Origin of the sequence: Bradyrhizobium tropiciagri, assembly GCF_018130545.1 — a bacterium.
Taxonomy (GTDB): domain Bacteria; phylum Pseudomonadota; class Alphaproteobacteria; order Rhizobiales; family Xanthobacteraceae; genus Bradyrhizobium; species Bradyrhizobium tropiciagri_A.
Window position 1 is genome coordinate 901,578 of the sequence record NZ_JAFCKF010000002.1, and the last position, 21,395, is coordinate 922,972.

General features: G+C 65.5%; 28 protein-coding genes. 15 read left to right on the top strand and 13 right to left on the bottom strand.

All coding sequences use genetic code 11. The annotated features are described in order from the left end of the window. The first annotated feature begins 16 nt into the window (after window positions 1-16). A complete protein-coding gene (locus JQ616_RS10835) occupies window positions 17-817 on the top strand; it encodes an alpha/beta fold hydrolase (protein WP_212014231.1) in 801 nt (266 codons plus the stop codon). A gap of 171 nt (window positions 818-988) precedes the next feature. Here JQ616_RS10835 and JQ616_RS10840 read toward each other — a convergent pair whose 3' ends face one another. Then, window positions 989-1,657, bottom strand: coding sequence for an FMN-binding negative transcriptional regulator (locus JQ616_RS10840; RefSeq protein WP_212014232.1), 669 nt, complete (start codon window positions 1,655-1,657; stop codon window positions 989-991). An 85-nt stretch (window positions 1,658-1,742) separates the two neighbouring features. After that, window positions 1,743-1,982, bottom strand: coding sequence for a hypothetical protein (locus JQ616_RS10845; RefSeq protein ID WP_212014234.1), 240 nt, complete (start codon window positions 1,980-1,982; stop codon window positions 1,743-1,745). Between JQ616_RS10845 and JQ616_RS10850 the strand changes: the two genes are divergently transcribed. The 9 genes from JQ616_RS10850 to JQ616_RS10890 all read left to right on the top strand — a co-directional run bounded on the left by JQ616_RS10850 (window position 1,969) and on the right by JQ616_RS10890 (window position 6,845). Beyond that, entirely contained in the window at window positions 1,969-2,421 is a 453-nt protein-coding gene (locus tag JQ616_RS10850) for a hypothetical protein (RefSeq protein ID WP_212014237.1), read from the top strand. The two genes, JQ616_RS10845 and JQ616_RS10850, sit on opposite strands and share 14 nt — an antisense overlap. A gap of 254 nt (window positions 2,422-2,675) precedes the next feature. Further along, window positions 2,676-2,849, top strand: a complete 174-nt coding sequence (locus tag JQ616_RS10855; RefSeq protein WP_016840760.1) for a hypothetical protein — start codon at window positions 2,676-2,678, stop codon at window positions 2,847-2,849. 10 nt (window positions 2,850-2,859) lie between these two features. Further along, entirely contained in the window at window positions 2,860-3,717 is an 858-nt protein-coding gene (gene pdxY / locus JQ616_RS10860; RefSeq protein WP_212014239.1) for a pyridoxal kinase PdxY, read from the top strand. 17 nt (window positions 3,718-3,734) lie between these two features. Beyond that, window positions 3,735-4,361 (top strand): LysE family translocator, encoded by a 627-nt coding sequence (locus JQ616_RS10865; RefSeq protein WP_212014241.1) that lies wholly within the window; start codon window positions 3,735-3,737, stop codon window positions 4,359-4,361. Window positions 4,362-4,390: 29 nt separating this feature from the next. Continuing rightward, window positions 4,391-5,377 (top strand): M23 family metallopeptidase, encoded by a 987-nt coding sequence (locus tag JQ616_RS10870; RefSeq protein WP_212014243.1) that lies wholly within the window; start codon window positions 4,391-4,393, stop codon window positions 5,375-5,377. A 6-nt stretch (window positions 5,378-5,383) separates the two neighbouring features. Then, window positions 5,384-5,728, top strand: a complete 345-nt coding sequence (locus JQ616_RS10875) for a tRNA-binding protein (protein WP_212014245.1) — start codon at window positions 5,384-5,386, stop codon at window positions 5,726-5,728. Between the two features lie 141 nt (window positions 5,729-5,869). Next, on the top strand, window positions 5,870-6,100 hold the full coding sequence (locus tag JQ616_RS10880) for a DUF6894 family protein (protein WP_212014247.1): 231 nt from the start codon (window positions 5,870-5,872) through the stop codon (window positions 6,098-6,100). 9 nt (window positions 6,101-6,109) lie between these two features. After that, entirely contained in the window at window positions 6,110-6,283 is a 174-nt protein-coding gene (locus JQ616_RS10885; protein ID WP_212014249.1) for a hypothetical protein, read from the top strand. Window positions 6,284-6,608: 325 nt separating this feature from the next. Further along, on the top strand, window positions 6,609-6,845 hold the full coding sequence (locus tag JQ616_RS10890; RefSeq protein WP_212014251.1) for a hypothetical protein: 237 nt from the start codon (window positions 6,609-6,611) through the stop codon (window positions 6,843-6,845). 114 nt (window positions 6,846-6,959) lie between these two features. Here JQ616_RS10890 and JQ616_RS10895 read toward each other — a convergent pair whose 3' ends face one another. Continuing rightward, window positions 6,960-7,481: a DUF1993 domain-containing protein gene (locus JQ616_RS10895; RefSeq protein WP_212014253.1), complete on the bottom strand. Its 522-nt coding sequence runs from the start codon at window positions 7,479-7,481 to the stop codon at window positions 6,960-6,962. 148 nt (window positions 7,482-7,629) lie between these two features. Further along, window positions 7,630-7,815, bottom strand: a complete 186-nt coding sequence (locus tag JQ616_RS10900; protein ID WP_083742063.1) for a hypothetical protein — start codon at window positions 7,813-7,815, stop codon at window positions 7,630-7,632. Window positions 7,816-7,995: 180 nt separating this feature from the next. Between JQ616_RS10900 and JQ616_RS10905 the strand changes: the two genes are divergently transcribed. Next, window positions 7,996-8,724, top strand: a complete 729-nt coding sequence (locus tag JQ616_RS10905; RefSeq protein WP_212014255.1) for a class I SAM-dependent methyltransferase — start codon at window positions 7,996-7,998, stop codon at window positions 8,722-8,724. A gap of 67 nt (window positions 8,725-8,791) precedes the next feature. Here JQ616_RS10905 and JQ616_RS10910 read toward each other — a convergent pair whose 3' ends face one another. The 3 genes from JQ616_RS10910 to JQ616_RS10920 form a co-directional block, all read right to left on the bottom strand. Then, window positions 8,792-8,998 (bottom strand): hypothetical protein, encoded by a 207-nt coding sequence (locus JQ616_RS10910; RefSeq protein ID WP_074126738.1) that lies wholly within the window; start codon window positions 8,996-8,998, stop codon window positions 8,792-8,794. 105 nt (window positions 8,999-9,103) lie between these two features. Then, on the bottom strand, window positions 9,104-10,609 hold the full coding sequence (locus JQ616_RS10915) for a serine hydrolase domain-containing protein (protein ID WP_212014257.1): 1,506 nt from the start codon (window positions 10,607-10,609) through the stop codon (window positions 9,104-9,106). A 355-nt stretch (window positions 10,610-10,964) separates the two neighbouring features. Next, complete coding sequence (locus tag JQ616_RS10920; protein ID WP_212014258.1) at window positions 10,965-11,546, bottom strand: septal ring lytic transglycosylase RlpA family protein; 582 nt, start codon at window positions 11,544-11,546, stop codon at window positions 10,965-10,967. 378 nt (window positions 11,547-11,924) lie between these two features. Between JQ616_RS10920 and JQ616_RS10925 the strand changes: the two genes are divergently transcribed. Beyond that, window positions 11,925-13,007: a hypothetical protein gene (locus JQ616_RS10925; protein WP_212014259.1), complete on the top strand. Its 1,083-nt coding sequence runs from the start codon at window positions 11,925-11,927 to the stop codon at window positions 13,005-13,007. A gap of 62 nt (window positions 13,008-13,069) precedes the next feature. Here the strand turns inward: JQ616_RS10925 and JQ616_RS10930 are convergent, their stop codons facing one another. After that, window positions 13,070-13,684, bottom strand: a complete 615-nt coding sequence (locus tag JQ616_RS10930) for a L,D-transpeptidase (RefSeq protein WP_212014816.1) — start codon at window positions 13,682-13,684, stop codon at window positions 13,070-13,072. A gap of 191 nt (window positions 13,685-13,875) precedes the next feature. Here JQ616_RS10930 and JQ616_RS10935 point away from each other — a divergent pair, with 191 nt between their 5' ends. Continuing rightward, window positions 13,876-14,262, top strand: coding sequence for a hypothetical protein (locus JQ616_RS10935; RefSeq protein WP_212014260.1), 387 nt, complete (start codon window positions 13,876-13,878; stop codon window positions 14,260-14,262). Between the two features lie 10 nt (window positions 14,263-14,272). Here JQ616_RS10935 and JQ616_RS10940 read toward each other — a convergent pair whose 3' ends face one another. After that, window positions 14,273-15,055, bottom strand: a complete 783-nt coding sequence (locus JQ616_RS10940) for an SDR family NAD(P)-dependent oxidoreductase (protein ID WP_212014261.1) — start codon at window positions 15,053-15,055, stop codon at window positions 14,273-14,275. Between the two features lie 33 nt (window positions 15,056-15,088). Continuing rightward, window positions 15,089-15,679: an NADPH-dependent FMN reductase gene (locus tag JQ616_RS10945; protein WP_212014262.1), complete on the bottom strand. Its 591-nt coding sequence runs from the start codon at window positions 15,677-15,679 to the stop codon at window positions 15,089-15,091. 178 nt (window positions 15,680-15,857) lie between these two features. Here JQ616_RS10945 and JQ616_RS10950 point away from each other — a divergent pair, with 178 nt between their 5' ends. Both JQ616_RS10950 and JQ616_RS10955 read left to right on the top strand, forming a co-directional pair. Next, window positions 15,858-16,109, top strand: coding sequence for a hypothetical protein (locus tag JQ616_RS10950; protein WP_212014263.1), 252 nt, complete (start codon window positions 15,858-15,860; stop codon window positions 16,107-16,109). 190 nt (window positions 16,110-16,299) lie between these two features. After that, window positions 16,300-18,381, top strand: a complete 2,082-nt coding sequence (locus JQ616_RS10955; RefSeq protein WP_212014265.1) for a methyl-accepting chemotaxis protein — start codon at window positions 16,300-16,302, stop codon at window positions 18,379-18,381. A 43-nt stretch (window positions 18,382-18,424) separates the two neighbouring features. On the opposite strand, the gene JQ616_RS10960 is transcribed toward JQ616_RS10955, so the two are convergent. The 3 genes from JQ616_RS10960 to JQ616_RS10970 form a co-directional block, all read right to left on the bottom strand. Beyond that, window positions 18,425-19,588, bottom strand: coding sequence for an acyl-CoA dehydrogenase family protein (locus tag JQ616_RS10960; protein WP_212014267.1), 1,164 nt, complete (start codon window positions 19,586-19,588; stop codon window positions 18,425-18,427). Between the two features lie 139 nt (window positions 19,589-19,727). Beyond that, complete coding sequence (locus JQ616_RS10965) at window positions 19,728-20,657, bottom strand: alpha/beta hydrolase family protein (RefSeq protein WP_212014268.1); 930 nt, start codon at window positions 20,655-20,657, stop codon at window positions 19,728-19,730. Window positions 20,658-20,662: 5 nt separating this feature from the next. After that, window positions 20,663-21,340, bottom strand: a complete 678-nt coding sequence (locus tag JQ616_RS10970; RefSeq protein WP_212014269.1) for a nitroreductase — start codon at window positions 21,338-21,340, stop codon at window positions 20,663-20,665. Window positions 21,341-21,395 lie beyond the last annotated feature (55 nt).

Here is a 21,395-nt window from a genome sequence, read left to right on the forward strand (position 1 = left end):
CGGAAAGGACAAGCAGATGAGCGGCGATCACCACTTCACGACCGGAGACGGATGCCGGATTGCGTGCCGCATCGAGGGCCCCGATGATCGGCCGGTGCTCGTGCTCTCGAACTCAATCGCCACGAACCTGCACATGTGGGACCGCACGGTGCCGGCGCTGAGCCGGTCATTTCGCGTGCTCCGCTACGACACCCGCGGTCACGGCGGCTCGGACGCGCCCGCGGGCGCCTATTCGCTGGACCGGCTCGGCCGCGATGCGGTCGAGCTGCTCGACGTCCTCAACATCGGCCGGGCGCATTTCCTCGGCCTGTCGCTCGGCGGATTCATCGGGCAGTGGCTCGGTATCTTCGCGCCCGAACGCATCGATCGCCTGATCCTCTCCAACACCGCGCCCTATCTTGCGTCGGAGCTGGCGTTCGACGACCAGATCCGTGCGGTGCTGGCCGCCCCGGACATGAACGCCATCGCCGACGGCTTCATGCGCAACTGGTTTCCCGCGACGATGCTGGCTGCGCCGAACCAGGTGGTCGACCAATTCCGTACCATGGTGCTCACTACCCCGCCGCGCAGCCTCGCCGGGTGCTTTGCGGCGCTGCGCGATGTCGATCTTCGCCGCATCATCTCGCTGATCGCCACACCGACGCTGGTCATTGGCGGCGAAAGCGACACCGTCACACGGGCCAGTCACAGCGAGGCGATCGCTGCGACCATCGCCAGCGCAAAGCTCGTCCTGCTGCCCGGCGTTCACATCCTCAATGTCGAGCAGGCGGATCGATTCAACAGCGAAGTCTTGAGCTTCCTGCATGCCGCGCGCTAACTATGTTCGCCATCCGACTCCATTTTGTTCGCAAAGAACGAATCGGAATCGAGAAATTCGGCGTGGAGCGAATCTTAACAAGACGTTTGCAGTCTCGATGCGGGAAAGCTTTGTAGGGGCGGATTAGCGCAAGCGTAATCCGCCATCCATCCACGAAGGCATTACGGCGGGTTACGCTTCGCTAACCCGCCCTACGCATCGTCCACCTCCATATTCAAGCTCCGGTCGCAGCGCTCGCATCTTCTCCGCCAGCCTCCGGCTTGCCGTCTCCTCGGCGTGCGCCAGGCGGTCGACCAGCGCGACATAGTCCGCATCGCTCTTGTGCTGATTGAGCTTCGACTGGCCCTCGATCTCGTCGACGACGATGTCGATCACCCGGATCCCCGCCAGCATCTGCTCGCGCTTGCCGGGCTCCATCTGCGTGAGGTCCCAAGGCTGCTTCGGCAGTCGTGCCTCGGCGACCGCGAGCAGCGCATCGCCATGGCCGCGGTTCTCCTTGTGCTCGCGCAAATGCGCTACGCCGGAGAGATGCACCGCCTCGTAGAGCCAGGTCGAGACATTGTCGCGCGAGACGTACCAGTCGTTCGAGATGTAGGCGTCATCGCCGGAGACGATCAGCAGGAAGCGCCTGATGCCATCGGCGAGCTCGACCAGCGGATTGTTCGCGGTGAGATGGATCTGCACGATCACCCGGTCATCGCGCCTCGCGATCACGAACGGCACGTGCGAGGACCGCGGGCCGCGCGCATCGGCGGCGACGATGGCGCCGAAGCCGCGCTCCGCCGCAAAGGCCAGCGCGCGATCCTGCTCGATGCGGAACTGGGGACGGAGGATGTGCATGGCGGCGGCGCTCGCGGCTGGAGGGAGACGACCCAGCAAGGCTAGCGCAACTTTCGCCGGAGATCACCGCCATGCACGGTCCGGCTCAGCAGATCATGGCGTTGTCGCCGTGGTCGCAGACGCCGCCCGGCGGGTTGCGAGGCGGTGCCTCAGTGTCGCCGAAACGCAGCGGCTGCATGTGTAGCGGAGCCCCGCTCCAGTGGCCGGCGGCATGGGCATGGCCCCCTCCGGATGGGCCGGCCTGCGGGATGTCGCGCGCCAGCGCAGATGCCGTCAGCATGGCGACGGCGACCAAGCCCGCCGCGACGCATTTGATCGCAGTCATCGCACCTCTCCCGCTGGATTCAACAGGATGGAAACATCTCGCCGACCTGCTGAAGCATTTTCGCTGCTACCATGACGGATGGCGCGGCCGAATATTCCGGGACGGCGCGGCGAATTCGCTCATTCTGCGGTCCGGTTCGACACATTCGATTGATCGGGACGTGACCGGCGCCTGGAAAGGCATGTCGCGAGAATGCGAAACTGCGTCCCCACCGACACCTGTTATCGCCCGGCTCGACTGGGCGATCCAGTACACCGCGGCCTCTCAGTTCAAGCACTGCTTTCTCTGGAATACTGGATCACCCGCTTTTGCGGGTGATGACACCGGTGGTGTGCACGATGAATCGAGAACGACCTTCATCGTCCTTCTGGCGAAAGCCTGGAGCCATTACCCCAAATCTCAATTGTTGCGTGACGCTGGGGCCCAATCCTTTTCATAACGAAAGCCGATGGTTATGGGTCCTGGCTTTCGCCAGGACGACATTTGGGGAGATTGCGCCTACTCCATGCCGTCCCCCCTCCCGCGCAACGGCTTCGCCGTTGCCGCTGGAGGAGGCCACAGCGCGGTCGTCTCGAAGGGACGACGGCCACGAGCCGGGCCGCACGTCCTTCGAGGCTTGTTCCGCCGTTGAACTGACCGCAACCGGCGGGTTACGCTGTCGCCAATCACGCACCTCTCGCTGGAAGGATCACCATGAACGGCAATCGATATTATGGCGTCCGCGTCGAGGGCGCGAAATACGGCGTGGGGTTCGGCTCGGCGCTGGCGATTGCGATCTCCTACACCAAGAACCATTCGATCCTGTGGGCAATCATCCACGGTATCCTGGGCTGGCTCTACGTCATCTACGCCGCGCTGTTCGGGTGATGCGGGCAACATGAGCGTCATCTCGATCCAATCCCAGGTCGCCTGGGGCCATGTCGGCAACAGCGCCGCCACCTTTCCGCTCCAGTTGCACGGCATCGACGTCGTTGCCGTGCCGACCACGCTGCTCAGCAACCGGCCTGGCTATCCGACCATCCGCGGCCGGGTGCTCGACGTACAACTGGTCGCCGACCTCCTGCGCGGCGCCGAGGAGCGCGGCGCGGTCGAGGCCGCGCGGATGATCCTGTCGGGCTATCTCGGTTCGGCCGATATCGCGATGGACGTCGCCGACTTCGTCGCCCGCGCCAAGGCGCAAAATCCGGCCCTGCTCTATTGCTGCGATCCCGTGCTTGGCGACCGCGACCGTGGCATGTTCGTGCGATCGGACATCCCGCCGCTGGTGCGCGACCAGCTCTGCCCGCTGGCCGACATCATCACCCCCAACCATTTCGAATTCGAATTCCTGTGCGGCGCGCGCGTGACGACGATCGATGACGTCGTAGCCCAAGCCCGCGCACTCATGACGCGGGGTCCTGCGACCATCGTCGTGACGAGTGCCGAGTTTGCCGGCACGCCCCACAGCGAGATCGAGACGCTGGCGATCGAGCGTGCGGGGGCCTGGCGCGTGCGCACCCCGCGTGTGCCGATCAGCCCGTCCGGCACCGGCGACTTGTTCGCCGCGCTGTTCGTCGCCGCCCGCGTCCGCGGCCTCGCGACCCCGGAGGCACTCAGTCATGCCGCCTCAGGCATCCACGGCGTGCTGGAGCGCACGGCGCAGCGAGGAACCGAGGAAATGCGGATCGTCGAAAGCGCCGACGCGATGCTTGATCCGAAGCCGCGTTTCGCGGCCGTTGCGATCCCTGTATCCTGACTTCCGGAACCCACGACATGATCGACCTCACCACCCTCCTCACCTACGCCGCCGTCGTGCTCGGCCTGTTCCTGATCCCGGGTCCGGCCGTGCTGCTCGTGCTGGCGCGCTCGGTCACCGGCGGGCCGCGCGTCGGCGTCGCGACCGGGTTTGGCATCGCGCTCGGCGATCTCGTCCACACCGCGATGGCGACGTTTGGCCTGTCGGCCGTGCTGATGACCTCGGCGCTGGCATTCTCGATCGTCAAATATGTCGGCGTAATTTACCTGATCGTGCTCGGTGTCCGCGCCCTGTTCGAGAAGAACGACGACCTGCATCTGCCGGCATCGCAGCCGGTCGATCCCAGGCGCGCGTTCCGGCAGGCGATCTGGGCGGAAATGCTCAATCCGAAGACCGCGCTGTTCTTCCTCGCCTTCCTGCCGCAGTTCGTGCATCCCGGCCACGGCTCGGCCGTCGCGCAGTTCGCGACGCTGGGCCTGATCTTCGTCGTGATGAGCGCAGCCTACACCTCGCTGCTCGCGCTGGCCGCCGGCCAGATCAGCCCGTGGATCAGGCGGCATCGCCGCATCGGGCAGTGGCAAGGCCGCGTGGTCGGCACGATCTATATCGCGCTCGGCGTCCGCCTCGCGTTTCAGGAGCGCTGAGCCGAACAGGTCCTGGGAGAAAGCGTGGCATGATCGGGGCTCGGCTGAAACCACATTTCGCGGCGTTCATCATCGCCGGGCTCGCGGCGCTGCTCGCCGCCCCCGCGCTGGCGTTCGACTACGCCCGCTACAAGACCGCCGACCTCGACGACCTGCTGGCACAGCCGCGGCCCAAGACCGGTGTCGACCTCAATGACGCGAAGCCGTACCGACTCAAGGTCACACTCGTCTCCTACGAGGAGACCTGTGCGGTGCAGTCGGTCGCGGCGACCATGCGGATGATGGGGTTCACACCGGATCAGATCGACGGTGTGCAGGCTTCACGCTGCATCAAGGTGCGCTCGGCGAAGGGCGCGGAGGCGCTCGTCTTCATCCAGGATGTGGTGCGCGCGTTCCTGCCGCGCGAAGTGCCGCTCGGCACCGGCCTGACGCTGTTCGTGATCCATCTGTACACCGGCCAAGAGGGGCCCGGGCTGCTGGTCAATGAATTCGAGGCACCCAAGGCCGCCACGGCCGCGAAGGGAGCAACGGAGCCGCCCTGCGGATGCGGCACGGCGGACTTTCACCCCGGCGTCGACATGACATCGGACAAGGAAGGCGCGCCGGTGGCCGTGATGGACGATGGCGTCGTGATCCGGGTCGAGCAGGATGACCAGGCCTCCGTCGATGCCTTCAACATCGGCCACTGCGGACGCTATGTCGTGGTCAAGCACACCTATCCCAATGGACACGTGGTCTTCAGCCGCTATGCGCAGCTTGGCCGCATCGTTGGCGCCGACGGCCGGCCGGTCGCGGTGGGCGCGAAGATCAGGAAGCAGGACAAGATCGGTGAGATCGGCCCGAGCAAGGTGCTCCATTTCGAGATTCGTCCCGCTGTCATCGGCGCGCTCAAGACCGATGCGGCGTGGCAGGCGCGCTACGGCAACGACCCGTCGATGGACTGGTCGCGCTACGATCCCGTCAATCCCCAGACCTTCGATGCGGACGTGTTCGCCGGTCGCCCGCGCAAACCATGAGGACAGATGTCGCCGCTGAAGCCGCAAGCCACTTATGACGATTTCGCCCGCCTCGATATCCGGATCGGCAAGGTCGTCGACGTGCAGCCGTTCCCCCGTGCCCGCAATCCCTCCTACAAGGTCGGTGTCGATGTCGGCGCCGAGCGGATCATGTGGTCGAGCGCGCAGATCACGAATTACGAGCCGCCGGCGCTGGTCGGCTCGCTGGTGGTGTGCATCTGCAATCTGGGACCGAAGAACATCGCGGGTTTCACCTCGGAACTCCTCATCCTCGGCGCCAAGGACGCCGATGGCCGGGTGATCGTGCTCGGCCCGCGCAGCGAGGTCGCGATCGGCGAACCGATCTTCTGAAGCCCCCTGCGGATCACGGCCGCGTGATTCAAATCGTCTGGAATCCCCGTAGTTTACCGATGGGGGATCACCCGGATTCTCGGAAGCTTCGCGCACTGCTATTGCAACGCGCGAGAATCGCTTCGGCATGGGAATCGGAAGATGTCTGCTGTTTTCTTTCACTGCTCCGACGACAAGCACGTCATCATGGATCGTATCGGTGCCGCGATGGACCTTTCGGAGGCCCGGGTGCATGCGGAGCAGCTGGCGCGCAGCTTTGTCATGACACCGAGCGTGGAGGACTGGCGCAATTGGGCGGTCCACGTCACCGACGACATCGGCACCGAGATCTTCGAGCTGCCGTTCACCGCCATCCTCGGCGAATTGCACTGAGGGCGCGCCATGAACGCAATTGAACTTGCCCTGCGCCCGCTTCGCCGCCGGCTCGCCCACCTCGTCGCGCGCTGCGTCGCGCTGATCGACGGCGTCGTCAACCCCTATCGCCCCGAGCTGTATTACATGCGCGGGCCCGGCCCGAAGTGCCGCGCCCGGCAGCAAGCCGTATTGCGCGACTAGTTCGCGGGCGTCCAGGACGAGAAAAGGCCGGCGGGCGTTACGCCACCGGCCTTCTCCTGCAGCTGCCGGTTCCCGGAGTCCGGTTCCGCCGCAATTCCACTTGGGCTCAAGCTTGCGACGACAGTTTTAATCAAATCTTAACGGCATGGCTGTGAGCTACCGCACAGGACTCCTTCGCCGTGCCGCGCGTGCTTACTCGTTCATCGTGCGCGATGCGCTGCACATCGTTTTTGCGCCGATCGCTCGATGATTGTGCGCCACGCATCTTAGGGAATGCACGACTCAGTGTTACCCTGTGATGCAAACCGAAATGGAGAACTTCGGGATGCCGTACTACACCTTTGATCTTGTGGTGGGGGACGAGTTCCGCAATCAAGGAACGATCATCCTCGAAAACATCAGCCTCGCCTCCGATCGCGCCGATCAGCTGGCCGACGAGCTGTCGCAGGTCAAGCCGGAGCTGAAGGCACGCGGCTGCGCCGTGCGCGTCACCGACATCGACCGGCATGAGCTGTATCGGACGCCGCTCGATCCCGTGCCGCGCTGGCGCAGGACGGGCTAGCGTCCACGCGCGAATATGCGGTGATCGCGCTTGCCAGCGCGCGATCATGATCTTGTCGCAAACGGCGGCTGATGTTGCAGCCGCCGCTGCAAGGTTGATTGACGCGCAGCTCGATCACTTCTTCAGATTCAGCCGGCCGATGAAGTCACGTTTGCCGAGCGGCGCGCCCTTGTGACGCAGGATGTCGTAGGCCGTGGTCGAGTGGAAGAAGAAGTTCGGCAGCGAGAATGACATCAGGAATCCCTCGGCTGTGAACGGCATCGAGCGGTCGCCGACCTTGAACATCACTTCGCGCCCGAGCAACGCATTGACCGCATCCGGCGTCAAGGCAGACAATTCGCTCTGCGCATCCTTCACCAGCGCCTGCAGCGCGGCGTAACCCAGATCGGGCTTGCCGGACGGCGGTACGAACACGCCGTTCTTCGCGGCCTCCATCGCGCCGCGGGAATGATGTGCGAGCGAGACCACCTGGAAGCGCAACGGCAACATGTCCGGAAACAGCCGGGTCTCGACGATCTCCGCGGGATCGATGCCGTTCGCCTTGAAATGCGCGAGGCTCTTGTCGAGGAAGCCCGAGGTGGCGCCGAGTATCTGCAGATAATTTGCAACGGTCGCGTCGTAGAGTGAAAAGGTCATGGCGAATTCCCCCTGATAGAATTTGTCTGCTGCTTGCCGGAACAGAGTTCCCGGAATTTCAGGAGAAGGCAAGCAACACCAGGGGACGCAAGCCGAATGCTCCGGCACGCAGTGCCGGATCATTTGGCGAGGCATCGTGGCTTCCGCGTCAGCTCTGATGCGGTCCGCGCATCATCTTCAGGGCGTCCTCGATATGGCGCCAGTCGCGGGCGTCTTCGGTCTCGCCCTTGCTCTCGCAGGCGACCGCGTTCTGCGCGGCCTGCGCGATCGCCTCGGGGCCGTGCTTCAGCAACATCTGCCGGGCGATGGTGTGGATCTGCATCTCGGCTATCATGGCGCTCTCCTCGGCTGTCCGACGCCACTGGGACGAGCATTCGGCGCATCCCGCGGCGCTGACATCAGAAACAGCTGAATGCCGCGTCTGGTTCCCGCGCGTGATACAATCAGCGGTTCCCACGCGCCGCGTCGGCGGTTACAGAGGGGCGACCTCCGTCCCTTCTCGAGTTGCCGTACCATGGCGCAGAACATCTATGACGATCCCGGCTTCTTCGCCGGCTACAGCCAGCTGCCGCGGCAGGTCCGCGGACTGCTCGGCGCGCCGGAATGGCCCGCCATCCGCGCCATGCTGCCCGACATCGCGGGCAAGCACGTGGTCGATCTCGGCTGCGGCTTCGGCTGGGTGTCGCGCTGGATGCGCGAGCAAGGCGCCGCCGGCGTGCTCGGCATCGACCTGTCGCAGAACATGATCGACCGCGCCAAAACCATGGCGCAGGATCCGGGCATCGCCTACGAGATCGCCGACCTCGAAACGCTGGAGCTGCCGAAGGCGACATTCGATCTCGCCTACAGCGCCCTCACCTTCCATTACATCAGGGACTTCGATCGCCTGGCGCGCATGCTGGTTCGCACGCTGGTTCCGGAGGGACATCTGGTCTTCACGATCGAGCACCCGATCTACATGGCCGCCACGCGTCCGGACTGGCTGAAGGACCAAGACGGCCACAAGACCTGGCCGGTCAACCGCTACTTCATTGAGGGTGAGCGCAGGACGGATTGGTATGTGCAGGGCGTGCTGAAATATCACCGCACCATCGGCACCACGCTCAACGCGCTGATCGGCGCCGGCTTCACGCTGCGCCATGTCGAGGAATTCTCCCCGACACGCGAGCAGATCAAGGCGATGCCAGAACTCGCCGACGAGCTCGAACGGCCGATGATGCTGCTGGTGTCAGCGCAGCGTTAGGGCGTCTTGCTCTGGCGCGTTTTCTTCGCGCGAACCGGTAACCACTTCGCTCGAAAACGCTTTAGCATCACGCCGCGAGCAACTTGTCGAATTCCTCGGGCGGGTATGATTTTCCGTCCTTGTCGGTGATCACCACCTGCCATCCCTCGCTGGCCCAAACCCTGGCCTTGGCGATGATGATGAAGGTGCTCTCCCGCTCGATCCTGACCGTTTCGTTCTCGCGTTCTGCGATCATCTTGTAGGCCAACGCTTGTCCCTCGCCGAGATCGTCCATCCGGCGGTGTGTTGGCAGCGGCTTTGGGCCGCAATTCGCTGGGAGTGTGACAATTTGGTGGAAGCCCCGCCGCAAGATGCGGCAGGACGCAATCTGCGGTCGCGGCTACGCGAGCTTACCCATCAAGGTCGGCATATCCAGCGCCGACGAGTTGACATTGACACTGCGCGCGAATCGCATCTGCGGTCCCTCGAAGGTGCAGGTCACGGTGTCGCGGAACGCTGATTCCACAAACGTCCAGGTCATCACGAAGGTGCGCAGGTCGTGCCAGGTGCCGCTCGCGACCACGCGCATCACGTCCGGCTGGTATTCGTGATGCAGCTTGTTGCCGGTCATCGTCGTGGTGCCCTCGCGCGGCGCGTCGAGACCGACCTCGATTGTGTGCGTGCCTCTGCCATCTTCGAGCGTGAAGGTGCAGGTCTTGTCGGCGAAGCTGAGACTGACCGATTTGATCGCATCGGCATTCTCCGGCATCTGCCAGGTCTTGCCGGAAATCTGCGCCGCGACCGGCGACGATGCCGGCACCAGCGGTGGCAGCAATTGCAAGGCCGCAGTCCGCGCCTTCAGCTTCTCCGCGTCGGCATCGTTCTTCGCGACCGTGCTTGCGAACATCGCCGGGAAATGCCGGAACACCAGCTTGTTGAAGCCGCTCCGCTGCGGAATGCCGGCGGTGATCGCCAGCACGGCGTTCTGCTTGGGGAAGACGAAGCTGAGCTGGTCGAACAGACCGTCGGCGTAGAAGGTCTCGGGCCCGATCCACCATTGATAGCCATAGGTGTCCTTGACGTGCGGCTGCTGCACCGCCGCCACCCAATCGGCCGGCAGCACCTGCTTGCCGTTCCACATGCCGTTCTGCGCGTACAGGATGCCGAGCTTGAGGCAATCGACCGTCTTCCAGCTCAGCCCGTTGGCACCCGGCGAAATGCCCTCGGGACCGACCGGCCATTCGTAGCCTGAGATTCCAAGCGGATCGAAAAACCGCGGCTTGAGATAGTCTGCGACTGTCTCGCCGGTCGTCTTGGTGACGATCGCGGACAGCAAATAGGTCGCTGCCGAGGTGTAGACCCATTTGGTGCCGGGCTGGTAGACCACCGGAATCTTGAAGAACTCGGCGACCCAGCTGGTCTTGATCGGCCGCCACGCCGACCCCGAGGTCATCGAGGCGTGGCCGGTGCGCATGGTCAGGAGATCCTCGACCGTCATCGCGGCGAGCTTGTCGTCGACCACAGGCGGCAGCTTGTCCTTGAAGAACGAGATCGCCTTGTCCTGCAAACCGAAGCGCTTGTCGGCCATGGCGAGCCCGACCGCGCTGACGGTGACGCTCTTGGTCAGCGAGTGCATCATGTGGTTGCGGTCGGCGCGATACGGCGACCACCAGCCCTCCGCGACCACCTGGCCGTTGCGCCAGAGCATGAAGCTGTGCAGCTCGTAGCCCTGGCGGTCGACCTCGTCGAGGAAATCGAGGATCGCGGATGGCGCGATGCCCTGCTCGTCGGGCCGGCCGCGCGACAGTCCATCCGGGAACGCGGTCTCAGCCCGTGCCGTCGCCACCATGCCGGAGCGTCCCTGGGGCGCCAGCACGACCGCGGCGCCGCCCAGGAACAGCTGCATTGCTCCGCGCCGAGACGGCTGCCCCGATGCGACGCCGTCAGTTTCTTGATTGTTGTTGGGCATGGGCCGTCCTCCGAAAGCAAAACGGAGGTTATGGCTACCGCCGGTCGTGTCAACGCACGTGGCGCGCATGCCTCCTCAAAGAAAAATCCCGCCTTGGCGGGACACTCCAAGGCGGGGAAAGGTTCGTTTGGGTAGAAATCCACGCGCCTGAAAAATGACGGGCGCGGAGAAGTAGCGGCACCAATTCTATGTGCCGCCATCGAGCCGACAACAGGATTAAAGCGTCCTCAGCGTCGGGATTTTTTCCCGATCCAGCCGGAAAAAATCCCGAACCGTGCGCGTGCGATCCAGCTCACTGCACCACGTCGAGCCTGACATTCGCGACGCCCTTGCCGATCATGCCGAGCGACTGCGCGGCAGAATACGAGACGTCGACGATGCGTCCGGGGACGTAGGGTCCGCGGTCATTGACGCGCACGGTGACCGAACGGCCGGTCTTGACGTCGGTGACGCGCAGCTTGGTGCCGAACGGCAATGTCGGATGCGCGGCGGTGAGCTCGCGTCCGTCGAACTTCTCGCCGCTCGCGGTCTCCTGTTCGTCGCTGTAGAAGCTCGCCACGCCCTGCGATGCGAGCTTGGTGTCGCCGCCCTTGCGCGAGGCATAAGGCGTGTGCTTGCGCGCGGCGGCCACAAGGGTGCGCGAGGCCGATGACGCAGCCCGCACCGGCTCGGTCGATGCCGGTCGGCTCGCCAGCGCCTGCGAACGCTGGCTGACCACGGAGGACTGCGCGCAGGCCGCGAGCGACGCTGCGCCGATCACGACAGCGAACAGCCGAAGCGGCTTTCGTGCTTGAGCAAACAGGATAACGGGCGCAGCACCATGTGCACTGCGTTTGACGTCGACGTACGAAATGACTGCATCGTCGCGTAACATGTTGCATCCCCAACTCGCGCCCCAGCCCAAGCCGAAAATCCAACGCCTTATGAGCCGAATCCAATCAGGGCAGAACGGTGGCGGGGCTCGCCCAGACGTGCGCCACGCGATGCGATTTCCCCTCAGGTGTGGTGAACGCGCCACACAACCCAGGCACTTCGGCTGGGAATGCGGTCCGGTGCCGCCTGTGTGCGCAGGTGGCAGTGTGCGCCCCCGGCCCCCGGGTTCGGTTCCCGAAACTCCCCAACCTCTCCACCCTCTCGCCTTGCTTTGGTCAAACCGGACTGGAGTCGTGGGGCCCGGGCTAGGGGTCGAAACAGAGCGAGGATTCGCCGGCCGCCATTTGCGGTTGACCTTGGACTGAAACGGGGACCGCCAATGCAATCGACACTTAAAGACGCTGATCCGCACGATATTTTCGCGATCGAACCGAGCTTCGCTGCAACCCGCCCGGACAATGCCGCGGCGCCCGCGCAGGCCGGCAAGGCAGCGCCAGGGCAGCGCGAGCCGTGGTTCGGCCCAAGCCTTGCTCCCTCGTCTGCACCGCCGATCGCGTCCGCTGCTGCGGTTGCCTCGGTGCCACCGGTCACGCCAACATCAGTGGCGCCAGTGCCACCAGCCATGCCGGAATACAGCGCCGCAAGCCACGATGGCAGGCTGGACGACATCAGGCTGGAACGCGCGCCGCGCCCGACCAACAAATGGGCGATCCGCGCCTTCTGGTTCCTGTTCGCGATCGCCGGCGCCATGGGCACCGCGGCGTGGCAGCACTACGGACATCGCGTCAAGCAGATGGTGGCGGAGTATGTGCCTCAGGTCGAGGCGCTGACGTCGTTACTGCCGGGCAAGACGGTTGCCGCGCCCGACCAGGCGAGCCCGCCCGCGGCGCAAGCCGCGGCCACCGATCAGCCGGCGGAAGCGGCTCCGGCCGCTGCGCCGCAGGACGTTGCTGCGGCCGCGCCTGCTCCCGCCGCAGCCCCCGCTGCCGCAGCAGCACCGGTCGCGCCCGCCGCCCCGGCGGTGCCAGTCGCCGGCGCACCGGACCAAACGCAATTGTTGCAGTCGATGGCCCGCGACCTCGCGTCGATGGGACAGCAGATCGAGCAGCTCAAGACCAGCATCGATCAGCTCAAGGCCGGCCAGGATCAGCTGACGCAGCGTGTCGCTCGTGCGACCGAGACCAGAGCGGTCGAACCGCGGCCGGTCGCTCCGCGCCCGCGCGCCGCGATCACGCCGCCGACTGTCCCCCATACGGCGGTTGCTCCGCCGCCGGTGCGCCGGCCGGCCCAGGCCTACATCCCGCCGCCGCCCCCGCCGACATCAGCAGCGCCGCTGCCGGCCCCGGCAGTCGCCCCGCAATCGGCCGTAGCACCGCGGCCGGTGCCGTCGCAGCAGCAGTCCTCTGTTGTTGATGCGGATGATGGCGGCCCGGTGGTTCGGCCGCCGATGCCGCTGCGCTAACGGCTAAAAAAAGCGGCCGATCGCGATGACGCGATCGGCCGCACTGCACTTCGGTATTCGAATTACGCGCTCTGTCCCGGCGGCAGCACCACCACGGTCGCGCCCGGCTTGACGTGCTGGTAGAGGTCGATCACGTCGGCATTGTTCATGCGGATGCAGCCCGACGAGATCGCCTGCCCGATATATTCGGGCTGGTTGGTGCCGTGGATGCGGTAGAGCGTGTCCTTGTTGCCCTGGTAGAGATAGATGCCCCGGGCGCCGAGCGGATTGGCCGGTCCACCGGCGACCCGCTTCGGATAGGGTCCTAGCCGTTCCTGGATATCCTGGGTCGGAACCCAATCGGGCCATTCCGCCATGCGGCCGACCGTGGCCACACCGGAGAAGGCCATCGCCTCCTCGCCGACCGCGACGCCGTAGCGGATCGCCTTGCCGCCGGGCAGCACGTAATAGAGGTAGCGCGCGTCGGTATCGACCAGGATTGAACCCGGTTGCTCCTTGCGCGTGTAATCGACAAGGTGGCGCTGGAACTGATCCGGGATCTTGGCATCCGCATAGGGCGGATGGGCCAGCAATTGCCGATCGCGCGGCGTCATCGCGGCATCCGTCACCGGCGACAGCGTCGCCTGCATGCAGCCGCCAAGCGCAAGTGAACCCACCAGCACCGCAGCAAGCCCCATCTTTGACACGATCATTCTCCCCTGCGTCAACTTGTGGCACTTGCTGCCGAAATCGTGCTGAAATCGTGGCAGCCTCGGCTGGAACACGGCCGTTTGATCGGTTCCTTCGGCAAGTGTGTCCTGACGGTTGCAGTTGGTTCCCGCGGACGCTAGCCTTGCGACAAAATAGCCAAAACCTCGGGAGGAATTCGATGCGTTACGCTCTGCTGATCGGCGGTCTGATTGTCGCGGCAACACCGGCCCATGCCGCCGATCCGCGCGCGGCCTATGTCACGATGGTGCTGCAGGCCTTTGCTGCCAAGGTCGAATGCCCCGGCACCGACCTAGTCTATCAGGACCTCGTGCAGCGCGCGCAAGACATGCACCTGCCCGACGGCACCACCGAGCAGGTGCGCAAGGCGATCGCCTACATGCACACCGGCGGCAAGATGGGCGAGAAGCAGCCCGACGATCTGATGACCGAAGTCGCGATCGCAACCCAGTCCACCGACCTCGACCAGCGCCGCGCCGGCAGCATGACGACATGGTGCCAGAACCAGAAGTCACGCCTCGCCGGTTACATCAGGACCAAGGAGTGAGCGACGGCGCTTAGTCAAGCTCCGGCGGCGCGAACCAGTTGGTCAGCGACAGGCCGCCGTCGACCACGATGGATGCACCGGTGACGTAACCGGACAGCTTGTGCGAGAGCACAGCAAGCGCCATCGGCGCGAGATCCTCCGCCTGGCCAAGCCGGCCAAGCGGAATGTGCCTTGCCAGCGCGGGATCGGCGACGAAGCCGCCGGCCGCGATCGCGCCGGGCACCAGCGCGTTGACGCGGATGCCATAGCGGCCCCAGCTCTTGGCAAGCTCCTTGACCAGCATCGCCATGCCGGCCTTCGCCGTCGAGTAATGCGGCAGGTTGCGCGGCGTGCCCGCGTGCAGCGAGGTCAGCAACAGGAACGAGCCCGGCGCCTTCGCCGCGACCAACCCGCGCGCCAGTTCGCGCGACAGATGAAAGCCGGCATCGAGATTGACCGCGTGCATCTGCCGCCAGGTCTCGTCATCGACCGCCATTGCATGATCGGCCTCGCGGCGCGGCGGCGAGGCGCTGTGGACGAAATGCGTCACCTGCCCAACCGCGCCTTTCGCATGCGCCAGCAAAGCGTCGCACGCCTCGCTCTGCGCAAGATCGCCGACCCAGGGCACCGCGAGCTCGGGACGCGGGGCAGCCTTGATCGCGGCTGACACCCTGTCCTCATGCAGATCGGCGAACACGGTGCGCACACCTTCGCCGACCAGCGCGTGCGCGATGGCGCGGCCGATACCGTTGCCGGCGCCGGTCACCAGAGCCGTCTCGCGTGCGGGATCGAAGGGCGATGTGAACAGGCTCATGATCGCAAAACTCCCGGATGCGCAGACCTGCGCTCAGTATGGCGGCGCCTTGCGCGCCCGCTGCGCCTTGGCGGCTTCGATCCACCAGGTGAAGTCGTCGGCAAAGCGTGGAAAGGCACGTTCGAGCGACTTACCGCCCTCGCCGATCGGCTTGCCTTCGGCCGACAGGGTCTGCGCGATCGGCCCCGCACTGATCGTGCTCGACACCACTACCATGCCCATCTCCGACAGCGTGCCGTGCCAGGCAGTCGCGGCGCGCGCACCGGCGAACCGTCCGGCCGAATAGCTTGCGATCGCCGCCGGACGCCAGAACCATTCCTCAAGGAAATGATCGGTCAGGTTCTTCAGCCCGGGCTGGATGCCCCAATTGTATTCGCCGGTGACGAACAGGAAGCCGTCGGCATCGCGGATCTTGCCGGCGAGCGTTTCGAGCGCGGCCGGCGCCTGCCCCTTGGGATGTTCCTTGTACATCCGGTCGAGCATCGGCAGGCCGACCTCCTTGGCGTCGATCAACTCGACATCGTCGCCGCGCGCGCGCAGGCCGTCGACGACGAAATGCGACAGCCGGATGCCCATGCGATCCGAACGGTAGGAGCCGTAGAGAACGAGAATACGGTGGGTCATGAACGGCGATCCTAGCACGGCACTGCGACAGCCGTCCCGCGACGCGCCCGCAGACGTTAACCGCCGCTCCGGTCCGTTCTCCTGCCATTAAGCAATTGGTCGCAGGCGCCTCGCAGCGGCCCAAAATCGCCAGATTCCTTTTCTGGATATGGGTTCGCTTCGAGAAGGAGAACCCGACATGCGGATCGCAAAGCTGGTTTTCGCAAGCTCGCTCGCAGCCATCGCTGCCCTGGCGACGCCAGCGCTGGCCAAGAGTGCCGAGCGGCAGAAAGCCGACGAGAAATCCACCGCCACCACGCCGGCCGGCTGCCAGGCCTATCAGCAGGCCGCCGACGGCACCTGGAACCAGCTTCCGTGCGGCGAACAGGGCGCGGGCGGCGCGACCCAGCACCGCGCCGCGACCAAGGGTGCTGACGACGACGAGCACTGACCGTCACGCCCTTGCTCTTCGCCTTGCCTTGCCCTTGCCGCCGGTCGCGGCCGGGGTGGTGCGGGGCCGCCTTCGACTTTCGAATGATCGGGACCGCCGGGACCGCCCCGGCTCCACATCATAAACCCAAGCTTAATGCGCACCCGGTACGGTTGAGGTCTCTCCTCTCGTCCAGAATGGCGCGCATCCCATGAAAATCGGTACTCTCCTGACGACCGCGATCGTCTCATTGTCCGCGGTCGGCGGCGGGCTCGCGGCCTATGTCGCTGTCACCAAGTACCAGATCATGGACAAGGTCTCGACCGCGCAGAGCCGGCTCGAAATCGTCCGCGCCGTCGGTGACATCCCGCGCTACATGAACCCCGAGCGTGGCTACGCCACCAATCTGCTGCTCGCAGCCGGCACGATCGATCCGAAGCAGATCGCCGAGCTCGACCGTCAGCGCCAACTGACCGACGGCGCGCTTGCCAAGGTCAACCAGGTGCGCGCCACCCTGCCGGGATCGCTCGACGATGGCGAGGCCGTCGCGAGCCAGATCGACGCGCTGAAGACGAAATTCACCGGACTCCGCGACGCCATTGCGGCTGCCATCGCCGGCCCGGCCGATGCCCGCCGCGCCGCCGCCGGCAAGATCGTCTCCGACAATTCCGCGTTCAACGCCGGCGTCACCACGCTGCTCGACGAGCAGGTACGCCGGCTCGCCGGCCTCGACGGCAACGCCTATCGCCAGGCCAACTACGCCAACGTCGCCTGGACGCTGCGCGACATCGGCGGCCTGAATGCCAGCCTGCACAAGGCGCTGGTCGGGGCCAAGCGCGTCGCGACCGAGCCGGAGAAGCTCGAGCTCTATCGCTCGACCGGCCGCACCGAGCAGATCCTCTCGACGTTGCAGGAGCTGCGCAACAATCCCGCGACGCCCGCGAACGTCATGACGGCGCTCGGCAAGATGCAAGCCGATTATGTCGAGCGGTTCGGCAAGGCGCTGAAACTCGCCAAGGAAGGCGCCGTGACCGGCAAATACGAGCTGGATCTCGACACCTACTATCCTGAATCGCAGATCGGCCTCGCCGCCATCATCACCGTGCGCGAGGCGTTCTACGAGAATGCCGAGCAAGGGCTCGCAAGCGCCTATTCGTCGGCCCGCTTCAGCTTCGTGATCGCGTTGATCGGCCTGCTCGCGGTCATTGCCTCCAGCGCCGGCCTCATCGTGATGATCCGCCGCCGCATCCTCAATCCGATCGCCGCCCTCACCGGCCGCATGTCGCGGCTTGCCGCTGGCGACGTCGCCGAGGCGATCCCGGGCGCCGCGCGCAACGACGAGATCGGCGCGATGGCCGCCGCCGTGCAGGTGTTCAAGGACAACAGGATCGAAGCCGATCGCCTCGCGACCGAGAAGGAAGCCGAGAACGACGTCAAGATGCGCCGCGCGCGCGTGCTCGACGATCTCACCCGCGCTTTCGAAGCCAAGGTCACCGAGCTGGTCGGCGGACTGTCGGCGGCGTCTTCTGTCATGGAAGATACCGCGCAATCGATGTCGGCCACCGCAACTGCCACCAACCGCCAGGCCGCGGTCGTCGCCGCGGCCTCCGATCAGACTTCGACCAACGTCCAGACCGTGGCGAGCGCGACCGAGGAACTGACCTCCTCGATCTCCGAGATCGCCCGTCAGGTCGCGACCTCGACCGAGATCGCCGCGCGCGCCGTCGACCATGCCCGCCGCACCGGCGACACCGCGCGCTCGCTGGCCGAAGGCGCCCAGAAGATCGGTGACGTCGTGACGCTGATCCAGAGCATCGCGGCACAGACCAATCTGCTCGCGCTGAACGCCACCATCGAGGCGGCCCGCGCCGGCGAAGCCGGCCGCGGCTTTGCCGTCGTCGCCTCGGAGGTGAAGTCGCTCGCCGGCCAGACCGCCAAAGCGACCACGGAGATCTCCGAGCAGATCACCGCGATCCAGACCGCCAGCGACGAGACCGTCACCGCCATCCGCAGCGTCGTCGACGTCATCACCGAGATCGACCAGATCGGCACCGCGATTGCGGCGGCGATCGAGGAACAGGGCTCGGCGACCAGGGAAATCTCGCGCAGCGTCCAGGAAGCCGCGCGCGGCACCCAGGAGGTCAATTCCAACATCTCCGGGGTGCAGCGCGCCGCCGACGATACCGGCGCCGCCGCAACCCAGGTGCTGGGCGCGGCCGAACAGCTCTCGACTCAGTCCAAGGACCTCGCCGGCCAGGTCAACCGCTTCCTGTCCGACGTGCGGGCGGCTTGAAGTGATGGCGGGGTACGGCCCCGCCGGTCACAACTGATGGTCTTTAGCCGCCGCGCAGGCCGAGCACGCGGCGGGCGATCGCCTGGCGATGGACCTCGCTCGGGCCTTCATACACCCGCATCAGGCGGGCCTTCTGCCACAGCGCGTTCAATGGCAATTCCAGCGTGACGCCGAGCGCGCCGAGCGTCTGCATGGCGTGGTCGCAGGCGTCATAGGCCATCTCGGTCGCGAACACCTTGATCATCGAGGCCTCGTGGCGGATGTCCTCGCCGCGATCGGTCTTGTCGGCGGCCTCGCGCACCATCAGCCGGCAGGCATGCATGCGGGTGGAGATATCGGCGATCCACCACTGGATCGCCTGGCGCTCGGCGAGCTTGACGCCGAAGGTCTCGCGCTGCTTGGCGTGCTCGCACATCATGTCGAGCGCGCGCTTGGTGATGCCGACGCAGGTCGATCCCATCTCGAGCCGCCGCGTGCGCAACCGCAGCTGCATCGGCGCGTAGCCCTTGCCGACCTCGCCCAGCACTGAATCCTTCGGGATGCGACAGTCCTCGAACACGATCTCGTAGGTCGAGCCGCCGCCGACCATCGGGATCTCGCGCTCGATGATGAAGCCCGCCGTGCCCTTCTCGACGATGAAGGAGGTGATGCCGCCCTGGCGCTGATCGTTGCCGACGCGTGCCATCACGATGATGAAGTCGGCAGCGCGCGCATTGCTGATCCAGATCTTGCGGCCGTTCAGCACCCACTGTTCGCCCTCGAGCACCGCGCGCGTCTTCATGCCTGCGGGATCGCCGCCGGCGCCGGGCTCGGAGATCGCGATCGCCGACGCCATCCGGCCCTCGATATAGGGTTGCAGGTATTTCTTCTTCTGCGCGTCGGTGCCGACCGCCTGCAGCATGCGCAGGTTCGGCGAATCCGGCGGCAGCACGAACGGCACGCAGCTGCGGCCGAGCTCTTCATGCACCGCAGCCATCGTGCGCGTCGGCAGATCGTGGCCACCGAGATCCTCGGGCGCATCGAGGCCCCAAAGCCCGAGCTCCTTCGAGACGTCGCGCAGCCGCTTGCGCTGTTCCGATGTGAGCTCGGGATGATCACTGCCGGGCAGCTTGGATTTCAGATATTGCGGCTCGAGCGGGATCAGTTCGCGATCGACAAATCTCGCGACCGTCTCGCGGATCATTGCTGTCTGTTCGTCATCGCTCATCTGACAATCCTCGCCTGTGCTGTTTCGTTTCACAAAACCAGTAGCGCATTTTTTGTCGGTGAGAATAGCGGAAACGCGCGCCCGCGCTCACGCTCGCGCGATGGTTTCATGGAGCGGAATACAATATCCCGCGGCGCGGTCAGCGTCCGCGCAATTGCGCCGGACGGGTCGGCGCATCGAGCAAACGATCGCGCAGCACGAGCTTGTTGTCGGCAAGGAAGCGATCGACGATCGGCGCCCAGATCGCCGTGCCGCTCTCGTTGAACAGCATGTGACCGTCGCTGCCGAACGCACCTGTTCGAACCAGCGAGAGCTTGCCGCCTGATCCGGCGAATGCATCCGACAACCGCGTCACCAGTTTCGGGCCGAAGAAATGATCGTTGTCGGCGGAGACCCACAGCAGCGGAACGCGCGAGGATTTGCCGAACTGCGCGAACGCGTCGACGAGTTTGGCCTCCCCGCAGACCGTATCGGGGCCGCTCGATCCACGGCCCGGCGCGAACACGATCGCGGCGGCAAGACCCGGCGGCGCGGCGGACGTCAGCGCCACCGTGGCAAAGCCTCCCGCTGAACGGCCGACGCTGATCCACTTTCCCTTGCCGACATAGGCCTGGCCGGTCATGAATTTGGCGGCGGCTACGAGATCGCTGGCGCCGGCGCGGCCGGCTTTCGCATAGTCCGGATCGGAGCACGATCCGTAAGCCTCGGCCCATCCGCCCTGCGAGGCGCCGTAGCCGCGACGCAGGAACGCCACCGCGACCCAGCCCCGCCGCGCAAACTCCGCCGCCTGCGCCCACATCCCATAAGGGCTCATCGACGGACGATCGCTCGCTGAACGCGGCGAGCCGTGATTGAGCAGGACCAGCGGATGCGGCTTGCCGTCATCGGGCCGCAGCACGATCGCATCAAGCAGCGCGACGGACGGCCCCGCCCCTCCGCCATTCGGCACCGGGATCTTGAGCGGCTCGAGGCGGATGCCTTCTGCGTGCCCCGCAGCGAGGGTCAGGATCAAGACGAGCAGGGTCAGAACGACCGCGGCGATGCTGCTGCGGGTCCGCACGCGTCGCACGATCGCTAGTCCGCAAAGCCGACGTAGCGGACAAAGTCGCTGTTGGCCTCGCGGTCCGACCGCACCGCGTTGGCGGCAAAGCCGTCGTCGGGATACCCCATCGCGACGCAGGTCATGATCACCTGGTCCTCCGGGATGTTGGCGACCTCGCGCACGATGTCGGAGCGCATGATGCCCTGGCCGTTGATGACGCTGCCGAGGCCGCGATCCCAGGCGGCCAGCACGATGCCGTAGCACAGCGCGCCGAGATCGAAATGGCAGACCGCGCCGGGATCGAGGATCCGGTCGTAAGTCAGGACCAGCGAGACCGGGGCGTCGAACTGGCGGAAGCCGCGCAGCACCCAGTCCTGCCGCATCGGCTTGTCATCGCGGGCAATGCCCATGGCGCCGAACAGCTTCTTGGCGATATCGACCTGGCGGCCGCGATGCACGCCCTCGTACTCACCATGGCTGACGATGTCGCGCTTGGCTTTGGCGCCGGCGATCATCTCCTCCATGTTGCGGCGACGCACTTCCTCCAGCGGCGCCCCGGTCAGGACGTGGACGTGCCAGGGCTGGGTGTTCATCGAGGACGGCGCGCGCTTGGCCACCTCGATGATCTCCTCGACGGTTGCCCGAGACACCGGCTGCTTCTTGAACCCGCGCACGCTTTTGCGTGTCTGTACCAGCGTCTCGAATTCCATTCCGCGTTTCCCTCATTTTGTTCCGCACTGCACGCGGAATTTTCTCACAGCTAAC